General features: G+C 71.0%; 16 protein-coding genes and 1 pseudogene. 15 read left to right on the top strand and 2 right to left on the bottom strand.

Going from position 1 to position 16,353, the window contains the following annotated elements:
- Positions 1 to 7 precede the first annotated feature (7 nt).
- The 3 genes from hisS (at position 8) to ACFWFZ_RS15780 (ending at position 3,400) form a co-directional block, all read left to right on the top strand.
- Positions 8 to 1,261 carry a histidine--tRNA ligase gene (gene hisS, locus ACFWFZ_RS15790; protein ID WP_387122425.1) on the top strand — a complete coding sequence of 418 codons (1,254 nt, stop codon included), beginning with the start codon at positions 8 to 10 and terminating at the stop codon, positions 1,259 to 1,261.
- Between the two features lie 121 nt (positions 1,262 to 1,382).
- On the top strand, positions 1,383 to 2,000 hold the full coding sequence (locus ACFWFZ_RS15785; RefSeq protein ID WP_387122423.1) for a vitamin K epoxide reductase family protein: 618 nt from the start codon (positions 1,383 to 1,385) through the stop codon (positions 1,998 to 2,000).
- A 41-nt stretch (positions 2,001 to 2,041) separates the two neighbouring features.
- Positions 2,042 to 3,400, top strand: coding sequence for a replication-associated recombination protein A (locus ACFWFZ_RS15780; RefSeq protein WP_387122420.1), 1,359 nt, complete (start codon positions 2,042 to 2,044; stop codon positions 3,398 to 3,400).
- Between the two features lie 246 nt (positions 3,401 to 3,646).
- Here the strand turns inward: ACFWFZ_RS15780 and ACFWFZ_RS15775 are convergent, their stop codons facing one another.
- Positions 3,647 to 4,342 carry a DUF2470 domain-containing protein gene (locus ACFWFZ_RS15775; RefSeq protein WP_387122418.1) on the bottom strand — a complete coding sequence of 232 codons (696 nt, stop codon included), beginning with the start codon at positions 4,340 to 4,342 and terminating at the stop codon, positions 3,647 to 3,649.
- Between the two features lie 286 nt (positions 4,343 to 4,628).
- Here ACFWFZ_RS15775 and rpsD point away from each other — a divergent pair, with 286 nt between their 5' ends.
- Positions 4,629 to 5,240: a 30S ribosomal protein S4 gene (gene rpsD, locus ACFWFZ_RS15770; protein WP_030026606.1), complete on the top strand. Its 612-nt coding sequence runs from the start codon at positions 4,629 to 4,631 to the stop codon at positions 5,238 to 5,240.
- Positions 5,241 to 5,435: 195 nt separating this feature from the next.
- Here rpsD and ACFWFZ_RS15765 read toward each other — a convergent pair.
- Positions 5,436 to 5,867: pseudogene (locus ACFWFZ_RS15765) on the bottom strand (hypothetical protein); the annotation flags it as partial.
- Between the two features lie 121 nt (positions 5,868 to 5,988).
- On the opposite strand from ACFWFZ_RS15765, the gene ACFWFZ_RS15760 reads away from it, so the two are divergent.
- From ACFWFZ_RS15760 to aroQ, 11 genes are all read left to right on the top strand, one after another.
- Complete coding sequence (locus ACFWFZ_RS15760; RefSeq protein WP_387122415.1) at positions 5,989 to 6,429, top strand: DUF948 domain-containing protein; 441 nt, start codon at positions 5,989 to 5,991, stop codon at positions 6,427 to 6,429.
- An 8-nt stretch (positions 6,430 to 6,437) separates the two neighbouring features.
- Positions 6,438 to 6,782: a DUF6167 family protein gene (locus tag ACFWFZ_RS15755; RefSeq protein WP_385914100.1), complete on the top strand. Its 345-nt coding sequence runs from the start codon at positions 6,438 to 6,440 to the stop codon at positions 6,780 to 6,782.
- Positions 6,782 to 9,466: an alanine--tRNA ligase gene (gene alaS, locus ACFWFZ_RS15750; protein ID WP_387122412.1), complete on the top strand. Its 2,685-nt coding sequence runs from the start codon at positions 6,782 to 6,784 to the stop codon at positions 9,464 to 9,466. Before ACFWFZ_RS15755 ends, alaS begins: the two co-directional genes overlap by 1 nt.
- Before the next feature lie 2 nt (positions 9,467 to 9,468).
- On the top strand, positions 9,469 to 9,939 hold the full coding sequence (gene ruvX, locus ACFWFZ_RS15745; protein WP_030028999.1) for a Holliday junction resolvase RuvX: 471 nt from the start codon (positions 9,469 to 9,471) through the stop codon (positions 9,937 to 9,939).
- 129 nt (positions 9,940 to 10,068) lie between these two features.
- Positions 10,069 to 11,841 (top strand): endolytic transglycosylase MltG, encoded by a 1,773-nt coding sequence (mltG, locus tag ACFWFZ_RS15740; RefSeq protein ID WP_387122410.1) that lies wholly within the window; start codon positions 10,069 to 10,071, stop codon positions 11,839 to 11,841.
- A gap of 6 nt (positions 11,842 to 11,847) precedes the next feature.
- Positions 11,848 to 12,675, top strand: a complete 828-nt coding sequence (locus ACFWFZ_RS15735; RefSeq protein WP_387122407.1) for a shikimate dehydrogenase — start codon at positions 11,848 to 11,850, stop codon at positions 12,673 to 12,675.
- Between the two features lie 115 nt (positions 12,676 to 12,790).
- The gene (locus ACFWFZ_RS15730) at positions 12,791 to 12,982 is read left to right on the top strand and encodes a hypothetical protein (RefSeq protein ID WP_387122405.1); all 192 of its coding nucleotides are present in this window, start codon (positions 12,791 to 12,793) and stop codon (positions 12,980 to 12,982) included.
- Between the two features lie 133 nt (positions 12,983 to 13,115).
- On the top strand, positions 13,116 to 14,300 hold the full coding sequence (gene aroC, locus ACFWFZ_RS15725; RefSeq protein WP_387122403.1) for a chorismate synthase: 1,185 nt from the start codon (positions 13,116 to 13,118) through the stop codon (positions 14,298 to 14,300).
- Complete coding sequence (locus ACFWFZ_RS15720) at positions 14,297 to 14,815, top strand: shikimate kinase (protein WP_387122400.1); 519 nt, start codon at positions 14,297 to 14,299, stop codon at positions 14,813 to 14,815. Before aroC ends, ACFWFZ_RS15720 begins: the two co-directional genes overlap by 4 nt.
- A complete protein-coding gene (gene aroB / locus ACFWFZ_RS15715; RefSeq protein ID WP_387122397.1) occupies positions 14,812 to 15,903 on the top strand; it encodes a 3-dehydroquinate synthase in 1,092 nt (363 codons plus the stop codon). Before ACFWFZ_RS15720 ends, aroB begins: the two co-directional genes overlap by 4 nt.
- Complete coding sequence (gene aroQ, locus ACFWFZ_RS15710) at positions 15,900 to 16,340, top strand: type II 3-dehydroquinate dehydratase (RefSeq protein ID WP_387122394.1); 441 nt, start codon at positions 15,900 to 15,902, stop codon at positions 16,338 to 16,340. The genes aroB and aroQ overlap by 4 nt, the downstream gene beginning before the upstream one ends.
- The last annotated feature ends 13 nt before the right edge of the window (positions 16,341 to 16,353 follow it).

Below are 16,353 nucleotides of genomic sequence, written 5' to 3'. Positions count from 1 at the left end.
AAGCTTCGTGGCTACTTTCCAGGCCCCCAAGGGCACGTACGACCTGATCCCGCCGGTCTCCGTGAAGTACCTGGCGGTACGCGAGGCCATCGCGGCCCCGCTGCGCAACTCCGGCTACGGCTACATCGAGACCCCCGGCTTCGAGGACGTGGGCCTCTTCGCCCGCGGTGTCGGGGAGTCCACCGACATCGTCTCCAAGGAGATGTACGCCTTCGAGACCAAGGGCGGCGACCAGCTCGCCCTGCGCCCCGAGGGAACCGCCTCCGTGCTGCGCGCCGCCCTGGAGGCGAGCCTGCACAAGAAGGGCAACCTGCCGGTCAAGCTCTGGTACTCCGGCTCGTACTACCGCTACGAGAAGCCGCAGGCGGGCCGTTACCGCCACTTCTCGCAGGTCGGCGCCGAGGCGATCGGCGCCGAGGACCCGGCGCTGGACGCCGAGCTGATCATCCTGGCCGACCAGGCCTACCGCTCGCTCGGCCTGCGCGACTTCCGGATCCTGCTGAACTCGCTGGGCGACAAGGAGTGCCGCCCGGTGTACCGGGAGGCACTGCAGTCGTTCCTGCGGGGCCTCGACCTCGACGCGGAGACCATGCGCCGCGCCGAGATCAACCCGCTGCGCGTGCTCGACGACAAGCGGGCCGACGTACAGAAGCAGCTCGTCGGCGCCCCGGTGCTGCGCGACTACCTGTGCGACGCGTGCAAGGCCTACCACGAGCAGGTTCGGGTCCTGGTGACCGCGGCCGGCGTCGCCTTCGAGGACGACGACAAGCTGGTGCGCGGCCTGGACTACTACACCCGCACCACTTTCGAGTTCGTCCACGACGGCCTGGGCATCGCGGTCGGCGGCGGCGGCCGCTACGACGGCCTGTCCGAGATGATCGGCGGACCGGCGCTGCCGTCGGTGGGCTGGGCGCTCGGCGTGGACCGCACGGTCCTCGCGCTGGAGAAGGAGGGCGTCGAGCTCGACATCCCCGCGTCGACCTCGGTGTTCGCCGTGGCGCTGGGCGAGGCCAAGGCGACCGTGTTCGGCCTCGTGACCCAGCTGCGCAAGGCGGGCGTCGCGGCGGACATGTCGTACGGCGGCAAGGGCCTCAAGGGCGCCATGAAGGACGCGAACCGCAGCGGTGCCCGCTTCGCGATCGTCGCGGGCGACCGCGACCTCGCCGAGGGCGTCGTCCAGCTCAAGGACATGGAGTCCGGGGACCAGACGGCCGTGCCCGTCGGCGAGCTGATCGACACGGTCAAGGACCGCCTCGCCTGACGGCGGCGGCGCTGAGCGCCCCAGGACGGGGCCGGGGATCTTTCCCCGGCCCCGTCCGTTCACAGGCTCGTACGGCACAATGGCCGGTGCTTGATCACCTGGCAGATGTGGAGCGGGCGGTATGACGACACGGGACACGGACGCGGAGACCGCCCGGGGGACGACCTTCGGGGCGAGCCGGGCGCTGGCCCTGCTGCTGGTGATCACGGGGGCGGCGGGCCTGCTCGCCGCCTGGGTGATCACGATCGACAAGTTCAAGCTGCTGGAGGACCCGGACTTCACACCGGGCTGCAGTCTCAACCCGGTCGTCTCCTGCGGCAACATCATGAAGAGCGACCAGGCGGCCGTCTTCGGCTTCCCGAACCCCATGCTCGGCCTGGTCGCCTACGGCATCGTCATCTGCGTCGGCATGAGCATCCTGGCCGGCGCCCGGTTCCGCGCCTGGTACTGGCTCACCTTCAACGCCGGCACGCTCTTCGGCGTCGTCTTCTGTGCCTGGCTCACCTACCAGTCGCTCTACAACATCAACGCGCTGTGCCTGTGGTGCTCCCTGGCCTGGGTCGCCACGATCCTGATGTTCTGGTACGTCACCTCCCACAACGTCCGCGCCGGGCTGCTGCCGGCCCCGGGCTGGCTCAGGAGCTTCTTCGAGGAGTTCACCTGGGTGCTGCCGGTGCTGCACATCGGGATCATCGGCATGCTGATCCTGACCCGCTGGTGGGACTTCTGGACCTCCTGACGGCGCGCGGCCCTGTCGGTGCACTCGCTTAGGCTTCCCGTGTGGAACCAGACCTGTTCACCGCCGCCGCCGAAGAGCGCCAGCAGAAGGACCCCGCGAGCTCGCCGCTCGCCGTCCGGATGCGCCCGCGCACCCTGGACGAGGTCGTCGGCCAGCAGCACCTGCTGAAGCCCGGATCACCCCTGCGGCGGCTGGTCGGGGAGGGGGCCGGAGGCCCGGCCGGCGCCTCCTCGGTGATCCTCTGGGGCCCGCCGGGCATCGGGAAGACGACCCTCGCCTACGTGGTCAGCCAGGCCACGCAGAAGCGCTTCGTGGAGCTCTCCGCCATCACGGCGGGCGTCAAGGAGGTACGGGCCGTCATCGAGGGCGCGCGCCGCGCGGCCGGGGGCTACGGCAAGGAGACCGTCCTCTTCCTCGATGAGATCCACCGCTTCAGCAAGGCCCAACAGGACTCCCTGCTGCCGGCCGTCGAGAACCGCTGGGTGACGCTGATCGCGGCCACCACGGAGAACCCGTACTTCTCGATCATCTCCCCGCTGCTGTCGCGATCACTGCTGCTGACGCTGGAACCGCTGACCGACGACGACCTGAGCGCTCTGATGCGGCGCGCGCTTGACGAGGAGCGGGGCCTGGCCGGGGCGGTGGCCCTGCCGCAGGACGCCGAGGCGCACCTGCTGCGGATCGCCGGCGGGGACGCCAGGCGCGCGCTGACGGCGCTGGAGGCGGGGGCCGGCTCTGCCCTCGCCAAGGGCGAGGACGAGATCACCCTCCAGACGCTGGAGGAGGCGGTCGACCGGGCGGCGGTCCGCTACGACAAGGACGGCGACCAGCACTACGACGTGGCGAGCGCGCTGATCAAGTCGATCCGCGGCTCGGACGTCGACGCCGCGCTGCACTACCTGGCGCGGATGATCGAGGCGGGGGAGGACCCCCGGTTCATCGCGCGCCGCCTCATGATCTCCGCGAGCGAGGACATCGGCCTGGCGGACCCGACGGCGCTGCCGATCGCGGTGGCCGCGGCCCAGGCGGTGGCGATGATCGGCTTCCCGGAGGCCGCGCTGACCCTCTCGCACGCCACGATCGCCCTGGCCCTGGCCCCGAAGTCGAACACCGCCACGACCGCGATCGGTGCGGCGCTGGCCGACGTACGGGCGGGCCTCGCCGGCTCCGTCCCGACGCACCTGCGGGACGGGCACTACAAGGGCGCGGCCAAGCTGGGGCACGCCGTGGGCTATGTGTACCCGCACGACGTCCCGGGCGCCATCGCCGCCCAGCAGTACGCCCCGGACGAGATTCACGGCAAGCGGTACTACGAGCCGACCCGCTACGGCGCCGAGGCCCGCTACGCGGACGTGGTGGAGAAGGTCCGCGAACGCCTCCGCGGCACCGACCGCGGCTGAGGCCCCCGCGGGCCGCGCCGTCCCAGCCGCCCGTCCGGCTGACGCACCACACCGCCACGGCGGGGGCCGGCGCCTCCGTCCTGGTGGCGCAGGTGCCGCTCACCGGGTCCGGTTCCCGCCGGCCGCGCGCCGCCGCACCGGGGTCAAGGCGGAGTCCCGGCTGTCCGTGACCGCCGTCGAAGTGCGCGCTCCAGGACGTGCCGGCCCGGACACGCCGGCCCGGACACGAGGCCGCCTGTCCTGTCCTCAGTGGGAGGCGGCCGAGAAGAGGGTGCGCATCGCCCGGCGCAAGCCGCAGATGTCCGCCACCGGCTCCGGGAAGTCGAAGCGGGCGTCGAAGGAGCCGCCGGAGGCACCGCCGCTGAAGCGGACGCGCAGGCCGGTGCGGTCCAGGGCGAGTGGAACGGCGGTCATGCCCCGCGCGCCGCGGTCGCCGAGCAGCCCGCACAGCTCGCCGATCCGGTCGCCGTGGGCGGAGTGCAGGTGCTGGAGGAGCTCCGCCTCGTGCGGGGACACCGGGTCGGGCTCCGCCGCGGCGAGATCGTCCGGGTCCACGTGCTCGGCGCCCCACAGGTCGTCCACCGAGATCTCGCCGACCTCCAGGCGCAGCATCATCCAGGCGGGCCGCCCGCCGCCGTGGAGAAGATCCGCAGGGGCGTCGAGGGACTCGCCCAGCCCCAGCAGCTCGCCCACCGGGTGCCGCTCCGCGAGCAGCGCGGCGCAGGTCCCGCGGTCGTCCCCGCGCACCGGCGTCAGCCACCCGGCCAGCCACGCACGGCCTCGGATACGATGGGGCACGGACACCGGCGCCACATCCGTGATCTCGATCACGGCGGTGAGGTCGTCGTCCTGGGCGTGAGCGGCTGCCCTGGCAGCCGTGGATTCCCCTGAGACAAGGAGAATCACGTCCCCGTCCGGGGTGACGGTCCGCGCGACCGGCATCCCTGTCCCGAACTCCTCGGACCCGTGACTGTCACGAGCACCGATCAGCGTGAGGGATACTGAGGCGTTGGACTCTACGAGGGTTCGTACGCGTTCGGCTCCGGTGAGCTGCCGAACGCCTTCCCTGGGACGCGGCTGACCTTGCTTATCGTCGGCGCAAGCGGATTCTGTTTCGTCTGAATCCGAACTGCGTTGCGCACTGGGCAGGGGGATCCCATGTGGTCGAGACATTACGTCCTCCTCGCTAAGGTAAGCCTCACCTAACTTACATGGAGGTAGGTTCCCCGTGAACCAGAAGCGACCCAAGGTCAAGAAGTCTCGCGCCCTCGGCATCGCCCTGACGCCGAAGGCCGTCAAGTACTTCGAGGCCCGCCCCTACCCGCCGGGCGAGCACGGCCGTGGCCGCAAGCAGAACTCGGACTACAAGGTCCGTCTGCTGGAGAAGCAGCGTCTGCGCGCTCAGTACGACATCTCCGAGCGCCAGATGGCCCGCGCGTACGACCGCGCCAAGAAGGCCGAGGGCAAGACGGGCGAGGCGCTGGTCGTCGAGCTCGAGCGTCGTCTCGACGCCCTGGTCCTGCGTTCGGGCATCGCCCGCACGATCTACCAGGCCCGCCAGATGGTCGTCCACGGCCACATCGAGGTCAACGGCGCCAAGGTCGACAAGCCGTCGTTCCGTGTCCGCCCGGACGACGTCATCACCGTGCGCGAGCGCAGCCGCGAGAAGGTTCCGTTCCAGGTCGCCCGTGAGGGTGGTTACGCAGGCGAGGGCGAGACCCCGCGCTACCTGCAGGTCAACCTGAAGGCCCTGGCCTTCCGCCTGGACCGTGACCCGAACCGCAAGGAAATCCCGGTCATCTGCGACGAGCAGCTCGTCGTCGAGTACTACGCCCGCTGATCTCCCGGCAGACGTAGCCCTCACAGGCTGGTGGAAACCCGCCGCCCCCTCCATGGGGCGGCGGGTTTCCCGCTTTCCGCAGCCCTGCGGCTGGTCCGTCGGCGCCGTGCTGCGCGCGACCCGCGGGCCGGGCGCCGCGCCGCGCTCGGCCGGCCGCGGCACCCGCGCCGGCCAGGTGATCGGCCGGCACGGTCCGGGCGGACGGGTGGTGTGGTCGGTCAGCCCGAGCGCCCCGGAGAGGGCCAGCTCCAGCAGCGATGGATCCCGTACGCAGGCCAGCTCGGCCAGCCGGACGCCGTCGCAGTAGCGTTCCTACCCCGGCGCATGCGCCGCCTGCGCCCCTTCTGACTCCTGAGTCCCTCGCGCCTCCAGCGCGTCCTGGCCCTTCCGTGCCCCCTCGGCGGCCGACCGGGCCGCCGCGAGCACCAGCCGGGACTTGCCGACCCCGCCCACACCGGTCACGGTCACCAGCCGCGAGGTCTCCAGGAGCCGCCCCACCTCGGCGAGTTCGGCACCCCGCCCGATGAACCCGCTCAGCTCCGGGGGAAGATTGCCCCGGACGGCATGTCGAAGGGGTCCGTGTCGCGTGGGACACGGAGCGTACTGGTCCGGATGCGCTGCGTCCACGGCGCGGCGTCCGACCCCGAATTCCGGTACGGCCGGGTATCCCCGGCGCGATAGGGTCGGAGGACCATGTGTGGGAATCGCTGCCGCCGGCGGTTCGGGTACAGACAGAGAGCGGTGTGACGTGTCCGGTGTAGAGGTGGCCGGGATCATCGTGGCCGTCTTCTGGGCCATCCTGATCTCCTTCCTCGCCGTCGCCCTGGTGCGGCTGGCGCAGGTGCTCAGAGCGACCACCAAGCTGGTGTCCGAAGTGACCGACCAGGCCGTACCTCTCCTGGCCGACGCCTCCAGCACCGTCCGCTCCGCGCGCACCCAGCTCGACCGGGTCGACGCCATCGCGAGCGACGTCCAGGAGGTCACCTCCAACGCCTCCGCGCTGTCCTCCACCGTGGCCACCGCCTTCGGGGGGCCGCTGGTGAAGGTCGCGGCCTTCGGCTACGGCGTCCGCAAGGCGCTGGGCAAGGGGGACGCCGCCCCGGGCGGGGGCCCGCAGAGGGCGTCCCGCCGTACTGTGATCGTTGGCCGAACGGTGCCGGCCGCCCGGCGCCGGAAGCAGAAGGACTGAGACCGCCGATGTTCCGCCGAGCCTTCTGGTTCACCGCAGGCGCAGCCGCCGGCGTGTGGGCCACCACCAAGGTCAACCGTCAGCTCAAGAAGCTGACGCCGGAGAGCCTCGCGGCCCAGGCCGCCGACAAGGCCGTCGAGGCGGGACACCGCCTCAAGGACTTCGCCCTCGACGTCAAAGCGGGAATGACGCAGCGCGAGGACGAGCTGAACGACGCACTGGGGCTCCACCAGGACCCCGACCGGCCCGACAACGTCACCGCCCTCCCCGGGCCGCGGCGGCTGCGGGCCATCGAGAACGACCAGATCGACCACCGACCAAAGCTTTCGTACAACCGGAATGAGGACCACTGATGGAGTCGGCTGAAATCCGCCGCCGCTGGCTGAGCTTCTTCGAGGAGCGCGGTCACGCCGTTGTCCCTTCGGCGTCGCTCATCGCGGACGATCCGACTCTGCTGCTGGTCAACGCGGGAATGGTCCCCTTCAAGCCGTACTTCCTCGGCGAGACCAAGCCGCCGGCCCCGCGGGCCACCAGCGTGCAGAAGTGCGTCCGGACGCCTGACATCGAAGAGGTCGGCAAGACCACCCGGCACGGCACGTTCTTCCAGATGTGCGGCAACTTCTCCTTCGGGGACTACTTCAAGGAAGGCGCCATCAAGTACGCCTGGGAGCTGCTCACCAGCTCCGTGGCGGACGGCGGTTACGGCCTTGAGCCCGAGAAGCTCTGGATCACCGTCTACCTCGACGACGACGAGGCCGAGACGATCTGGCGCGACGTGATCGGCGTGCCCGCCGAGCGGATCCAGCGCCTGGGCAAGAAGGACAACTTCTGGTCCATGGGCGTCCCCGGCCCCTGCGGCCCGTGCTCCGAGATCAACTACGACCGCGGCCCCGAGTTCGGCGTCGAGGGCGGCCCGGCCGTCAACGACGAGCGCTACGTCGAGATCTGGAACCTGGTCTTCATGCAGTACGAGCGCGGCGCCGGCGACGGGAAGGAGGACTTCCCGATCCTCGGCGACCTGCCGTCGAAGAACATCGACACGGGTCTCGGCCTCGAACGCCTCGCGATGATCCTGCAGGGCGTGCAGAACATGTACGAGACCGACACCCTGCGCGTGGTCATGGACAAGGCCACCGAGCTGACCGGCGTGCGGTACGGCGCCGCCCAGAACACCGACGTCTCGATGCGCGTGGTCGCCGACCACATCCGCACCTCCGTCATGCTGATCGGCGACGGAGTCACCCCCGGCAACGAGGGCCGCGGCTACGTGCTGCGCCGCATCATGCGCCGCGCCATCCGCAACATGCGCCTCATGGGCGCCACGGGCCCCGTCGTCCAGGACCTGGTCGACGTCGTGATCAACACGATGGGTCAGCAGTACCCTGAGCTCGTCACCGACCGCAAGCGCATCGAGACCGTCGCGCTCGCCGAAGAGGCCGCCTTCCTGAAGGCCCTCAAGGGCGGCACGAACATCCTCGACACCGCGGTGACCGAGACCAGGGCCGCCGGCGGCACGGTCCTCTCCGGCGACAAGGCGTTCCTGCTCCACGACACCTGGGGCTTCCCGATCGACCTCACCCTGGAGATGGCCGCCGAGCAGGGCCTCTCCGTGGACGAGCCCGGCTTCCGCCGCCTGATGCAGGAGCAGCGCGACCGCGCCAAGGCCGACGCCAAGGCCAAGAAGACCGGCCACGCGGACATGTCCGCCTACCGGGAGATCGCCGACGGCGCCGGCGCCACCGAGTTCACCGGCTACGCCACCAACCAGGGCGAGTCCACCATCGTCGGCCTGCTGGTCAACGGCGTCTCCGCGCCCGCCGCCTCCGAGGGCGACGACGTCGAGGTCGTCCTCGACCGCACCCCCTTCTACGCCGAGGGCGGCGGCCAGCTCGCCGACCAGGGCCGCATCAAGCTCGACTCCGGTGCCGTCATCGTCGTCCGCGACGTGCAGCAGCCGGTTCCGGGCGTCTCCGTGCACAAGGGCTCCGTCCAGGTCGGCGAGGTGACGGTGGGCGCCTCCGCGTACGCCGCCATCGACGTGGGCCGCCGCCGGGCCATCGCCCGCGCCCACTCGGCCACGCACCTGACCCACCAGGCGCTGCGCGACGCCCTCGGCCCCACGGCCGCCCAGGCCGGCTCCGAGAACAGCCCCGGCCGCTTCCGCTTCGACTTCGGCTCTCCGAACGCCGTCCCCGGCTCGGTCCTCACCGACGTCGAGCAGAAGATCAACGACGTGCTCTCGCGGGAGCTCGACGTCACCGCCGAGATCATGAGCATCGACGAGGCGAAGAAGCAGGGCGCCATCGCCGAATTCGGCGAGAAGTACGGCGAGCGCGTGCGCGTCGTGACCATCGGCGACTTCTCCAAGGAGCTGTGCGGCGGCACGCACGTCGGCAACACCTCCCAGCTGGGTCTGGTGAAGCTGCTCGGCGAGTCCTCCATCGGCTCTGGCGTGCGCCGTGTCGAGGCCCTCGTCGGCGTGGACGCCTACAACTTCCTCGCCAAGGAGCACACGGTCGTCGCCCAGCTCCAGGAGCTGGTCAAGGGCCGTCCGGAAGAGCTGCCGGAGAAGATCGCCTCCATGCTCGGCAAGCTGAAGGACGCCGAGAAGGAGATCGAGAAGTTCCGTGCGGAGAAGGTCCTCCAGGCCGCCGCCGGTCTCGCCGAGAACGCCCAGAACATCAACGGCGTGGCCCTCGTCGTGGGCCAGGTGCCGGACGGCACCGGCGCCGACGACCTGCGCAGGCTTGTCCTCGACGTCCGCGGCCGACTGCAACAACTGTCGGGGGCCGGCGACCGGCCGGCCGTCGTGGCCCTGTTCACCGTGTCGAACGACCGCCCGCTGACCGTCATCGCCACCAACGAGGCGGCCCGCGAGCGCGGCTTCAAGGCCGGCGACCTGGTCCGCACCGCCGCCAAGACCCTCGGCGGCGGCGGTGGCGGCAAGCCGGACGTCGCCCAGGGCGGCGGCCAGAACCCGGCTGCCGTCCCCGAGGCCATCAGCGCCGTCGAGCGCCTCGTCGTCGAGACGGCCTGACGATGACACTGCGCCGCGGCCGCCGACTGGCCATCGACGTCGGGGACGCCCGGATCGGGGTCGCCTCCTGCGACCCCGATGGGGTGTTGGCCACACCGGTGGAAACCGTTCCGGGCCGGGACATCCCCTTCGCCCACCGGCGGCTGCGGCAGCTCGTCGAGGAGTACGAGCCCCTCGAAGTCGTGGTAGGCCTCCCCCGCTCGCTCAGCGGGCGGGAGGGGCCGGCCGCGGCCAAGGTGCGCGCCTTCGCGAACGAACTCGCCAAGGGCATCAAGCCGGTGACGGTCCGTCTGGTGGACGAGCGGATGACCACGGTCACCGCGGCCCAGGGTCTGCGCGCCTCCGGCAGGAACGCGAAGAAGGGCCGGTCGGTCATCGACCAGGCCGCCGCTGTGGTGATCCTTCAGAACGCTCTTGAGACCGAACGGGTATCAGGTAATCCGCCTGGCGAGTGCGTCGAAGTGGTTGTCTGATCGCGATACGGTAACGTTCCGCGCGATGAGACGGCATTCGAACAGCCGTCGCCCACCGTCAAAGAGGCGGAACCGGGTGCCGCGGACGAAGGAGTCCGTGGTCCCGCGTCTCGCGGCTCTAGGGGACCGATGACTGAGTATGGCCGGGGCCGTGGCCCCGAACCCTGGCACCCTGAGGACCCCCTGTACGGGGACCAGGGGTGGACCGGGCACCAGACCCAGCAGGGCCAGGTGCCGTACGCCGGTGCCCCGCAGCAGGAGTACCAGCAGGAGCCCCAGTACCAGCAGCAGTACCCCCAGCAGCCGCAGTACCAGGAGTACCAGCAGTACCCCGAGTACCAGCAGCAGCAGTACGCGCAGCAGCAGTACGCCCAGCCCCAGCAGGGGTACGCCCCGCAGCAGGCCCAGCAGGCCCAGCAGGCCCAGCAGGCCCAGCAGGCCCAGCAGGCCCAGCAGGCCCAGCACCCGCAGCCGTACGCCCAGCAGCAGGGGCAGCAGCCCCAGCAGCCGGTGTACGACAGCCAGGGCTGGGACACCGGCCAGGGTCAGTACACGGCCGCGGTGCAGACCGACCCGTACGCGGGCGCGGACTACGCCCAGCACCCGTCGGCCGGCTATCCCGGCGAGACCCCCGACCTCTACGGCACGGCCGAGGCCTACCCGCCGCCGCAGCCCCCGGGCCGGCGCCACCTGGAGCCGGAACCGGTCGAGGAGGAGCCCGAGACCGACCTCCCCGCCGGCGGTCGCGACGACGACGGTGACGGCGACGAGCCCTCGGGCCGCCGCGGCGGCCGTTCGCCGAAGGGCGGCAAGAAGCAGCGCAGCGGGACGGCCTGCCTGCTCGCCGCCGTGGTCATCCTCGGCGTGGTCGGCGGTGGCGGCTACTACGGCTACAGCTACATCAAGGCGAGGTTCGCCCCCGCCGAGGACTTCGCGGGCGAGGGCGCCGGCGAGGTCGTCGACGTGGAGATCCCCAAGGGCGCCGGCCTGGGGCAGATGGGCCGCATCCTCAAGGAGGCCGGCGTCGTCGCCAGCGCCCAGGCCTTCGTCGACGCGGCGAACGCCAACCCCAAGGGCAAGTCCATCCAGCCCGGTGTCTACCCGATGAACAAGAAGATGTCGGGTGCGGCCGCCGTCGCGCTGATGATCGACCCCACCAAGCTGAACGTCATCACCGTCACCGAGGGCATGCGCAACGCCAAGGTGTACGAGGCGATCGACAAGAAGCTGGGCAAGCCGGAGGGCACCACCCGGGAGATCGCCCTGCGCGACGCCAAGAACCTGGGGCTTCCGGCCTGGGCCGGGAACAACCCCAAGCTCATGGACCCGCTGGAGGGCTTCCTCTTCCCGACGCGCTACGACCTCAGCAAGGACAGCACCCCCGAGTCGCTGCTCAGGCAGATGGTCAAGAACGCCACCGACAAGTACCTGGAGCTCGGCATCGAGGCCAAGTCCAAGGAGCTGGGGCTGGAGAACCCGCTCCAGGTCGTCACGGTCGCCAGCCTCGTCAACGCCGAGGGCAAGAACCACGACGACTTCCGCAAGATGTCCGAGGTCGTCTACAACCGCATGAAGAAGACCAACGACGTCACGAACCAGAAGATCGAGTTCGACTCGACGTACAACTACGCCAAGAACCAGAGCGAGATCAACTTCAACCTCAAGGAAGCCCAGGCGTTCAACAACCCGTACAACACCCACTTCATCAAGGGGCTGCCCGTCGGCCCCATCGGGAACCCGGGCATGGACGCACTTACCGCTACGCTCAACCCGGACAACGGCGGCTGGATGTTCTTCGTGTCGGTGGACGGCAACACGACGACCTTCACCAAGACCTACGACGAGCACCTCAAGCTCGTCGCCGAGTTCCAGGAACGGCAGAGGCAGAAGAACGGCGGGTAGCAGGACATGACACGGATACGGGCCGCGGTGCTGGGTTCACCCATCGAGCACTCGCTCTCACCGGTGCTCCACCGTGCCGCCTACCGGGAGCTCGGCCTCGACGACTGGTCGTACGACCGCTTCGAGATCGACGAGGCCGCGCTCCCCGGTTTCGTCGCCGGGCTCGGCCCCGAGTGGGCCGGGCTGTCGCTGACCATGCCGCTCAAGCGGGCGGTCATCCCGCTGCTGGACGGCGTCAGCGACACGGCGGCCTCCGTGGAGGCAGTCAACACGGTCGTCCTCACGCGGGACGGCCGGCGCCTGGGAGACAACACCGACATCCCCGGCATCGTCGCCGCACTCCACGAGCGGGGTGTCGAGAAGGTGCCCTCGGCCGCCATCCTCGGCGCCGGGGCCACCGCCTCCTCGGCGCTGGCCGCGCTCTCGCGGATCTGCACCGGCGAGGTCACGGCGTACGTCCGCTCCTCGGCGCGCGCCGACGAGATGCGGCAGTGGGGCGAGCGGCTCGGAGTCCCCGTCCGCACGGCCGACTGGTCCGAGGCGGCCGGGGCGCTGGAGTCGCCCCTGGTCATCGCCACCACACCGGCCGGGGCCACCGACGAACTGGCCGCGGCGGTACCGGCCGCCCCCGGCACCCTCTTCGACGTCCTCTACGATCCCTGGCCGACCGCCCTCGCCGCCGCCTGGTCGCAGCGCGGCGGCAAGCTCCTGGGCGGACTGGACCTGCTGGTGCACCAGGCGGTCCTCCAGGTCGAGCAGATGACCGGCCGTTCCCCGGCGCCGCTCGAAGTGATGCGGCGCGCGGGCCTCGCAGCCCTCTCCGGAGCCCGCTGAGGCTCCGGCGCGGCCCGGTCGGCCCGCCAGGTCCGGCGATCTTGGCGGATCCGCCGCTACTCGTCGGTAGCCTCAGCCGTTACCCTGTTCACCTGCACTTTCACAGGGGGATGGGATGGACGGGACGGACACGGATCAGGTACTCGCGTCGAAGTGGGACATCCCCTTCGCGCTCTTCACCCTCGTCAGGGTGGCCTTCGGAGACCTGCCGGTCTGGGCCAAGGCCGTCGTCTTCGGACTCATCGGTTCCGTCGGCGTGTGGACGGTGGTCAGCTGGCTCCGCGGCCGCCGCAGCCGGGTCCGCTGACCGCCGGGGCGTCCGATAGCTGGACCGGGGCCCAGGAAACCGCACCGGACGTGGGAGGATTCGGGTGAGGCGGGTCCGGGCCGCGCACCCGATCGCGCCGTCGCAGTACCAGGCGCGAGCATGAGGAGCATCGTTGAGCAGGTTGCGTTGGCTGACCGCAGGAGAGTCGCACGGACCGGCACTGGTCGCGACGCTGGAGGGTCTTCCCGCCGGCGTCCCGGTCACCACCGAGCTGGTGGCTGATCACCTGGCCCGTCGCCGGCTCGGCTATGGCCGCGGTGCCCGGATGAAGTTCGAGCAGGACGAGATCACCTTCCTCGGCGGCGTCCGCCACGGCCTGTCCCAGGGCTCCCCGATCGCGGTCATGATCGGCAACACCGAGTGGCCCAAGTGGGAGACCGTCATGTCGGCCGACCCGGTCGACCCCTCGCTCCTCAAGGACACCGGCCGCAACGCGCCGCTGACCCGTCCGCGCCCCGGCCACGCCGACCTCGCGGGCATGCAGAAGTACGGCTTCGACGAGGCCCGGCCGATCCTGGAGCGCGCCAGCGCCCGTGAGACCGCCGCCCGCGTCGCCCTCGGCGCCGTCGCCCGTTCCTTCATCAAGGAGGTCGCGGGCATCGAGATCGTCTCCCACGTGGTCGAGCTGGCCGCGGCCAAGGCCCCGTACGGAGTCCTCCCCACCCCCGCCGACGTCGACAGGCTCGACGCCGACCCGGTGCGCTGCCTCGACGCCGACGCCAGCAAGGCGATGGTCGCGGAGATCGACCAGGCCCACAAGGACGGCGACACCCTCGGCGGCGTCGTCGAGGTGCTGGCCTACGGCGTCCCGGTCGGCCTCGGCTCGCACGTCCACTGGGACCGCCGGCTCGACGCCCGCCTCGCCGCCGCCCTCATGGGCATCCAGGCCATCAAGGGCGTCGAGGTCGGCGACGGCTTCGAGCTCGCCCGCGTGCCCGGCTCGAAGGCGCACGACGAGATCGTCTCCACCCCCGAGGGCATCAAGCGCACCTCCGGCCGCTCCGGCGGCACCGAGGGCGGCCTGACCACCGGCGAACTGCTCCGCGTCCGCGCCGCGATGAAGCCCATCGCTACCGTCCCGCGCGCCCTCGCCACCATCGACGTCGCCACCGGCGAGGCGACCGTGGCCCACCACCAGCGCTCCGACGTCTGCGCCGTGCCGGCCGCCGGCATCGTCGCCGAGGCGATGGTCGCCCTCGTGCTGGCCGACGCCGTCGTCGAGAAGTTCGGCGGCGACTCGGTCCCCGAGACCCGCCGCAACGTCCAGGCCTACCTCGACAACCTGCAGATCCGGTGACCGCCGGACCGCTCGTCGTCCTCGTCGGGCCCATGGGGTCCGGAAAGTCCACGGTGGGGGCGCTGCTCGCCGAGCGGCTCGGCGTCCCCTACCGGGACACCGACGCCGACATCGTCACGGCCCAGGGCCGGCCGATCTCCGACATCTTCGTCGACGAGGGCGAGCCGTACTTCCGCGAGCTGGAACGGCAGGCCGTCGAGGCCGCCGTCTCCGAGCACACCGGAGTCCTCGCCCTCGGCGGCGGAGCCGTCCTCGACGAAGGCACCCGCGAGCTGCTGACCGGCCTGCCCGTCGCCTATCTCTCGATGGACGTCGAGGAAGCCGTACGGCGCGTGGGCCTCGGAGCCGCGCGCCCGCTGCTCGCCGTCAACCCGCGCCGCCAGTGGCGCGAGCTGATGGAGGCCAGGCGCCCCCTCTACACCGAAGTCGCGCGCGTCGTCGTGGCCACCGACGACCGCACCCCCGAAGAGGTCGCCCAGGCGGTCCTCGACGCTCTGGAGTTGAAGGACGTATGACAGACCAGGTGACGCGGATCCACGTCGGCGGAAGCGCCGGCCATGAGCCGTACGACGTGCTGGTCGGGCAGCAACTGCTCGGCGAGCTCGGCTCCCTGATCGGTACGCGAGCCCAACGGGTCGCCGTGATCCACCCCGAAGCCCTCGCCTCGACCGGTGAGGCCCTGCGCGACGACCTCGCCGACCAGGGCTACGAGGCGATCGCCATCCAGGTGCCGAACGCCGAAGAGGCCAAGACGGTCGAGGTCGCCGCCTACTGCTGGAAGGCGCTCGGCCAGTCCGGCTTCACCCGCACCGACGTCATCGTCGGCGTCGGCGGCGGAGCCACCACCGACCTCGCGGGCTTCGTCGCGGCCAGCTGGCTGCGCGGCGTGCGCTGGGTCGCCGTACCGACCACCGTCCTGGCGATGGTGGACGCGGCCGTCGGCGGCAAGACCGGCATCAACACCGCCGAGGGCAAGAACCTCGTCGGCGCCTTCCACCCGCCGGCCGGCGTGCTCTGCGACCTGGCGGCGCTGGAGTCGCTGCCGGTCAACGACTACGTCAGCGGCCTCGCCGAGATCATCAAGGCCGGATTCATCTCCGACCCGGTGATCCTCGACCTGATCGAGGAGGACCCGCAGGCGGCCCGTACGCCCGCCGGCCCGCACACCGCCGAACTGATCGTGCGCTCCATCCAGGTCAAGGCCGACGTCGTCTCCAGCGACCTCAAGGAGTCGGGACTCCGCGAGATCCTCAACTACGGCCACACCCTCGCGCACGCCATCGAGAAGAACGAGCGCTACAAGTGGCGGCACGGCGCGGCCGTGTCGGTCGGCATGGTCTTCGCCGCCGAACTCGGCCGGCTCGCCGGCCGCCTCGACGACGCCACCGCCGACCGGCACAAGGAGGTCCTTGCCTCCGTCGGGCTGCCGCTGACCTACCCCGGCGACCAGTGGCCCAAGCTGCTCCAGACCATGCAGGTCGACAAGAAGTCCCGCGGCAACCTGCTGCGCTTCATCGTCCTGGACGGACTGGGCAAGCCGACCGTCCTGGAGGGCCCCGACCCGGCGCACCTGATCGCCGCCTACGGCGAGGTGTCGGCGTGAGCCGCCCCGTCCTCGTGCTGAACGGCCCGAACCTGGGCCGGCTCGGCTCGCGCGAGCCCGACGTGTACGGGGCCACCTCGTACGCCGGGCTGGTGGAGAGCTGCCGCGCGCTCGGCGAGGAACTCGGCTTCGACGTCGAGGTCCGCGAGACCAACGACGAGGGCGAGATCATCCGCTGGCTGCACGAGGCGGCCGACGGGAAGATCCCCGTGGTCATCAACCCGGGGGCCTTCACCCACTACTCGTACGGCATGCGGGACGCGGCCGCGCAGCGCACGGCGCCGCTGATCGAGGTGCACATCTCCAACCCGTACGCCCGCGAGGAGTTCCGGCACACCTCGGTCATCGCGGCCGTGGCGACCGGGACCGTGGCGGGCTTCGGCATCGGCTCCTACCGGCTGGCGCTGCGTGCGCTGGCGGAAGAGATCGACGCCTGACACTCCGGACCGG

The organism is Streptomyces sp. NPDC060232, from assembly GCF_042726555.1.
GTDB lineage: Bacteria > Actinomycetota > Actinomycetes > Streptomycetales > Streptomycetaceae > Streptomyces.
The sequence above is the reverse complement of the archived record's forward strand: the minus strand, read 5'-3'. Positions and strand labels throughout refer to the sequence as shown.

What these genes read in the sequence shown, in the direction of transcription:
- ACFWFZ_RS15755 (WP_385914100.1), top strand. Translation starts at nt 6,438, where the DNA reads ATGTTCCGCCGAGCCTTCTGGTTCACCGCAGGCGCAGCCGCCGGCGTG.
- ACFWFZ_RS15735 (WP_387122407.1), top strand. Translation starts at nt 11,848, where the DNA reads ATGACACGGATACGGGCCGCGGTGCTGGGTTCACCCATCGAGCACTCG.
- ACFWFZ_RS15775 (WP_387122418.1), bottom strand. Translation starts at nt 4,342, where the DNA reads ATGCCGGTCGCGCGGACCGTCACCCCGGACGGGGACGTGATTCTCCTT.
- alaS (WP_387122412.1), top strand. Translation starts at nt 6,782, where the DNA reads ATGGAGTCGGCTGAAATCCGCCGCCGCTGGCTGAGCTTCTTCGAGGAG.
- aroB (WP_387122397.1), top strand. Translation starts at nt 14,812, where the DNA reads ATGACAGACCAGGTGACGCGGATCCACGTCGGCGGAAGCGCCGGCCAT.
- ACFWFZ_RS15730 (WP_387122405.1), top strand. Translation starts at nt 12,791, where the DNA reads ATGGACGGGACGGACACGGATCAGGTACTCGCGTCGAAGTGGGACATC.
- ruvX (WP_030028999.1), top strand. Translation starts at nt 9,469, where the DNA reads ATGACACTGCGCCGCGGCCGCCGACTGGCCATCGACGTCGGGGACGCC.
- mltG (WP_387122410.1), top strand. Translation starts at nt 10,069, where the DNA reads ATGACTGAGTATGGCCGGGGCCGTGGCCCCGAACCCTGGCACCCTGAG.
- ACFWFZ_RS15785 (WP_387122423.1), top strand. Translation starts at nt 1,383, where the DNA reads ATGACGACACGGGACACGGACGCGGAGACCGCCCGGGGGACGACCTTC.